The sequence below is a fragment of the Streptomyces sp. NPDC056224 genome, from assembly GCF_042267665.1.
Classification (GTDB): domain Bacteria; phylum Actinomycetota; class Actinomycetes; order Streptomycetales; family Streptomycetaceae; genus Streptomyces.
The window spans coordinates 1-5214 of sequence record NZ_JBHJTK010000093.1; the positions used below are offsets into that span (position 1 = coordinate 1).

Here is a 5214-nt window from a genome sequence, read left to right on the forward strand (position 1 = left end):
CTCGGGCTTTCCTCCGGGCTTTCGTTCTGTGTTCTTGCGTTTCCGACTCTATCAGACTCTTTCGTGTCCGACTTCCTCGGCGCTTTCCAGGTTCTGCGCTTTCGCGCTTTCCCTTTCCAGCGGTTCCGACTCTATCAGAAGTTCTCCACCGGATTTACCGGCTTCGATTCCCGAATGAAGAGTCGAATCCCCGCGCCGAATTTCATTCCTTGCGGGGTTGTGTCGCCGAGCTTGTCCAGCTCCAGGCAACTGCTCAACCCTACAACCGTGCCCGGGAGGTGTCAAAACCGAGCCGGACCACCCGCCCGCGGGTCGATGCGTACGTGCAGAGGACCGTCCAGGGGGCGCCGCCGGGCAGGGTCCTGGCGTACGCGTAGTGGCGCGGCCGGGCCCCCCGCCGCGGGATCCCCTTCCTCCTCGCTCCACCGACGCACTGGGGGATCCCGGTGATCCTCGACCCAAAGCGGCGACGCCCCTCCCCGCACCACCCCGACAGCCGTCACCAGTGCGCCAAGCCACGGGCTGCCACCCGTCCCCGGCGGCATACCAGCGGTGGCCTGCCCGCTACCGGGCCGGTCCCCCCTCGCCCTGTGGGCGGGACCGGCTCGCATCGCCGGACTCCTGGTCGTGCATGCCTCCACCGTCCACCGCGTCATGACCCGGTTCGGGCTGGCGCGCCTGACCGCCCTGGGCCGGCCACCGGGACCGCCACGAACGCCGGATACAGCTGCGCGCACTCCGCCCTCGACGACCACTCGCGCCTGGCCTCGGCGAGATCCACTCCGACGAGAAGGAGGAAACCTCCACCACCTTTGGTCCCCGGTGCTCCGTCCTGGCGGTCCAGCCACACGGACCGCCAGGAGGACGGGCGCCCAGCAGCTACAGCACGGGCGTGACCCTCGGAGTCGACACCCACGTGGACGCTCATGTCGCTGCCGCTCTCGATCAACTCGGCCGCCGGCCGGTCACGCTGTCCGTTCCTTCGGCACCAGATGGCTATGCCCGCGAGACACGACGGCTCCGCGGGAAATCCGCCGCAGTCGACGCCGAGGCCGCCACGCGAGCGGTTCAGGCAGGCATCACTGCGGCCTTATCGAAGAGGGGTGACGGCGCCGCCGCCACCTTCACGGGCTCGTCGCCCATGCAGCAGCCGAGCTCATAGCGGTCAAGGGGCTCGGCGCCGGAACCGTCGCAGCCGGGATCATCCGCTGCTCTCACCAGGCAATACACCCAGATCGCGGCGCCTGTGCCCAGTACGTTGCTCCCATGACCGGCAAACGAAAGGGCAGTGCCGCGTAGGCGCCCCTGACGTGCGGGCCGCCGTCCCCGTACGGAACCGCGATCACCGTCGCCTCTATCCGGCGCTCGATCGCCTCTCCGGAGCCTGTCCAGCCGACATCCGCCGCCTCGACCGGAGGAGCCGCTACTGGCCTGAGTCCACAGCCGGAGCCTTCTGGTACTGGACTGTCCTGGCCCACGGCCCGCTAAGAGGATGTCTCACGTGGCAAGTTTCGCGAGCTTCTTGTAGCAGGTCAGGGCGGCGGCCAGGCCGAGGAAGGCGAGGAAGTGCGAGCCCTTTCGTTCGTATCGGACGGTGAGGCGGCGGTAGCCGAAGAGCCAAGCGATCGACCGTTCGACCTTCCAGCAGTGCCGACCGAGGCGTTCACCGGACTCGATGCCGGGCCGCGCGATGCGCGCGACGAGCCCGCGCTCGCGCAGCCAGGCCATGTGTTCGGCGGAGAAGTACGCCTTGTCCGCGCGGAGTTTGACGGGTCGGCGCCGCGGACGAGCGGCTTGAGGGCGAGGCTGTCGTGCATGTTCGCGCCGGACAACACGGCGACGGCGAACGGGATGCCCTGGGCATCGGACAGCACGTGCAGCTTGCTGCCCTTCTCGCCGCGATCGACCGGGTTCGGCCCGGTCAGCGATCCCTCCTTTTAGCGCGAACGGAGGCCGCGTCGACGATCGCCGAGGTCCAGTCCACCTCGCCCCGGGCTCCGAGTTCGTCCAGCACCGCCCGGTGCAGCCGACGGCGCAGGCTGGCCTCGGTCCGTACGGTGAAGCGGCGATGCGCGGTGGCGGGCGACGTGCCGAACGTCAGCGGCAGATGCCGACAGGCACAGCCGCTGGTCAGCGCTTACACCACTGCCGTGAACACAGCCCGCTCGTCACACGGCGCGGTCCCACCACCGTGCGGACGAGCAGCGAACGACGGCAGCAACGGGGCGGCCGGCTACCGGAGTTCATAAGGAACCAGACGCTTCGATAGATCAGCACCCACGACCGGCATCATGCCGCACGAACATCAAGTCACGTGAGACAACCTCTAGGTGTATTGCCCCGGGAGGTTGTGGACGGGTGATGGAGGTCTCGGCTGAGGCGTCTTGAACGGGTGAGGGCCTTCCGGGTTCGGTGTGGATTGCGACATCTCCACCGAACGACAGAAGGCCCTCATGTCTCACCCTAATGCACCCCTGACCGAGACCGGACGCCTGCGGCTGGCCCGCTGCGTGGTCGAGGACGGCTGGCCCCTGCGCCGGGCCGCCGAACGCTTCCAGGTCTCACCCACCACCGCCCAGCGGTGAGCCGCCCGCTACCGAAACCTGGGCAAGGCCGGCATGGCCGACCGCTCCTCCCGCCCGCACCACAGCCCCAAGCGGACGCCCACCCGCACCGAACGACGGATCATCAAGGTCCGCATCCTCCGGCGGTGGGGGCCGGCCCGCATCGCCGGCCTGCTGAACGTGCCCGCCTCCACCGTCCACCGCGTCCTCACCCGCTACCACCTGGCCCGCCTGACGCATCTGGACCGGGCCACCGGCCTCGTCATACGCCGCTACGAACGCGACCGCCCGGGCGAGCTGGTCCATGTCGACATCAAGAAGCTGGGGAACATCCCCGACGGCGGCGGCCACAAGGTGCTCGGCCGCCAGGCCGGCCGCAAGACGAAGTCCGGCGCCGGCTACAGCTACATCCACACCGCCGTCGACGACCACTCCCGCCTCGCCTACTCAGAGATCCACGCGGACGAGAAAAAGGAAACCGCCACAGGCTTCTGGGCCCGGGCCCACGCCTACTTCGCCACCTGCGGCATCACCGTCGAACGCGTCCTCACCGACAACGGCGCCTGCTACAAGTCCCACACCTGGCGGGACGCACTGGCAGCAGCCGGGATCACCCACAAGCGAACCCGGCCCTACCGGCCACAGACAAACGGCAAGGTCGAACGGCTGAACCGCACCCTGCTGGAGGAGTGGGCCTAAGCCCGCCCCTACCGCTCAGAGCAGGAACGGCGCGACGCGTTCCCGGCTGGCTGCACACCTACAATCACCACCGCGGACACACCGCACTCGCAGGCAAACCACCCGCCAGCCGCGTCCCCAACCTCACTGGGCAATACAGCTAGGCCTTGATTGGTGCGGCCGACCTGGCGGCCTGCTCGATCTTCGCGCAGTGGGCTGCACGGGCTTCCTCGTCGATCTGCTTCTCGTGTTCGGCGCGCAACCCGGTCCGGCCGTCGAGGCCCTCGCGCAGGATGTCGGCGTGCCCGGCATGCCGGATGGACTCGCCGAGGACATGGACCATGATGGCGAACAGGTTCGTATTGAGATAAGGCTCCGGCCACCACGGCACGTGGCCGGGGGCGTCGAGGGGAAGCTCGTTGATCGTCGCGTCCGAGTGTTCCCACGTGCGCCGGTAGAACCCGATGATCTGATCGCGGGTCTCGTCCTCGGTCGCCCACAGATCACTGCCGTTGGAGTCCTGCCACCGGGGCAGCGGTTCCGGGGAAGGGCGGTCGAAGACCTCGCCGAAGTACCTGGCCTCGACGGTGGCCACGTGTTTGACCAGGCCGAGGAGGTTGGTCCCGGTCGCCGTCAAAGGTCGGCGGGCGTCGTATTCGGACAAGCCGTCGAGTTTCCAGAGCAGCGCCTCGCGGTCCCGCCGCAGTCTCCCGTGCAGGTTGTCTTTCGCGAATTCATCGATCATGCGGCATGAGCCTGCCATGCACTGCTCGTGGTCTCAAGATCCCGTACCTGGCCCACAACGACCGGCAGAGCCGAGGCCTGGCCATGGCCGCCGCTCTGACCTGCTACAAGGAGCTCGCAGTGATCACCCTTGGCCACCGGCGGAGGCTAGAAGGGCCCGATGTCCGCTGCCAGAGCGGGAGCCGCCCGGCCCCAGCCGCTCGTCACGAGATCGCGTCGGATCGGAACACCCTGCCCCGTCCAGGCCGCGCTCGGCAGCCTGCCTGGTCCTCCGCCATCCGGCCGCCGACTCGCACCCGAAGTACGGAGCCTGCGTGAGCTCGGCCGGCTCCACCCACACGAAGGCCTGTCCGTCCGGCCAGTCGGCGACCTCTCTACCGTGCGGCCTCCTCCCACGGGAGACTCATCCACGCCCCCGGGATGCGGTGGGCTGTCAGAGGTTGACGCGCTTCAGGTAGACCCGGCTGCGGTGCGGGATCGTCTGGTACCAGACCATCAGGCGCTCGTCTTCGTACGTACGCAGCCGCGTGGGGTGGGGGTCTTCGTAGAGGCTGCCGTCCTTGGGGTCGATGGCCATCGCCGCCAGGTCGACCAGACCGTCCATCACGGCGCTCACGAGGTGCTGTTGCTCCGCCGGCATGTCGCCGAGCACCCAGAGCCGACTGGGATCGCATTCCCAGGCCCAGCCGCTGTCGTTCTCGACGCCTTCACCCCGCGGAGTCACTGACCGATCTCGCGCTGGGCGTCGGCCAGGATGCGACTGCTGGTCTCCATCGCGGCCCGGAACTCCGACTCCGTGGCGCCGGGATCTCCGGCGACACGTTCCGCCTCCTGGAGCGCCGCCGCCCGCGCCGGCCAGCGGTGGATCGCCACGTACGTGGCCCACTTGATCAGGAAGAACCGCAGCGGGTTGATGGCGCCGGTCTCCGCGGCACGGTCGAACGCCTCGTTGCATTCCCTGTCGAGCACGGCCAGGTTGGCCATGTCGATGCGACGCACGGCGTCCCGCAGGGCTTCCCGCGTCATGGCCGGCTGGGGGATGAGGGGTCCGTCGTCTTCCAGCTGCTGTGCTGTCATCGCGTCCTCCAGGGGAACGCGGCCAGGATACCCAGCCAACCCTTGCGATCTGGTCGTGAACGCAGAAAAGCCCCGCACCGGACCCCGGAGGGTCTGGTGCGGGGCTTCCGCAATGATTGTTCGGCGGCGTCCTACTCTCCCACAGGGTCCC

3 protein-coding genes and 3 pseudogenes are annotated in these 5214 nt (G+C 68.5%); 2 read left to right on the top strand and 4 right to left on the bottom strand.

What is annotated here, in order from left to right; all coding sequences use genetic code 11:
* Positions 1-597: 597 nt before the first annotated feature.
* A pseudogene (locus ACFCZ1_RS38285) lies at positions 598-705 on the top strand (IS481 family transposase); the annotation flags it as partial.
* 792 nt (positions 706-1497) lie between these two features.
* On the opposite strand, the pseudogene ACFCZ1_RS38290 reads toward ACFCZ1_RS38285, so the two are convergent.
* A pseudogene (locus tag ACFCZ1_RS38290) lies at positions 1498-2221 on the bottom strand (IS5 family transposase).
* A 232-nt stretch (positions 2222-2453) separates the two neighbouring features.
* Here ACFCZ1_RS38290 and ACFCZ1_RS38295 point away from each other — a divergent pair.
* Positions 2454-3406, top strand: a pseudogene (locus ACFCZ1_RS38295) (IS481 family transposase).
* Here the strand turns inward: ACFCZ1_RS38295 and ACFCZ1_RS38300 are convergent.
* The 3 genes from ACFCZ1_RS38300 to ACFCZ1_RS38310 all read right to left on the bottom strand — a co-directional run bounded on the left by ACFCZ1_RS38300 (position 3403) and on the right by ACFCZ1_RS38310 (position 5063).
* On the bottom strand, positions 3403-3987 hold the full coding sequence (locus ACFCZ1_RS38300) for a DinB family protein (protein ID WP_376682889.1): 585 nt from the start codon (positions 3985-3987) through the stop codon (positions 3403-3405). The pseudogene ACFCZ1_RS38295 and the gene ACFCZ1_RS38300 sit on opposite strands and share 4 nt — an antisense overlap.
* Before the next feature lie 432 nt (positions 3988-4419).
* Positions 4420-4710, bottom strand: a complete 291-nt coding sequence (locus tag ACFCZ1_RS38305) for a hypothetical protein (protein ID WP_376682890.1) — start codon at positions 4708-4710, stop codon at positions 4420-4422.
* The gene (locus tag ACFCZ1_RS38310; RefSeq protein WP_376682891.1) at positions 4707-5063 is read right to left on the bottom strand and encodes a hypothetical protein; all 357 of its coding nucleotides are present in this window, start codon (positions 5061-5063) and stop codon (positions 4707-4709) included. The genes ACFCZ1_RS38305 and ACFCZ1_RS38310 overlap by 4 nt, the downstream gene beginning before the upstream one ends.
* Positions 5064-5214 lie beyond the last annotated feature (151 nt).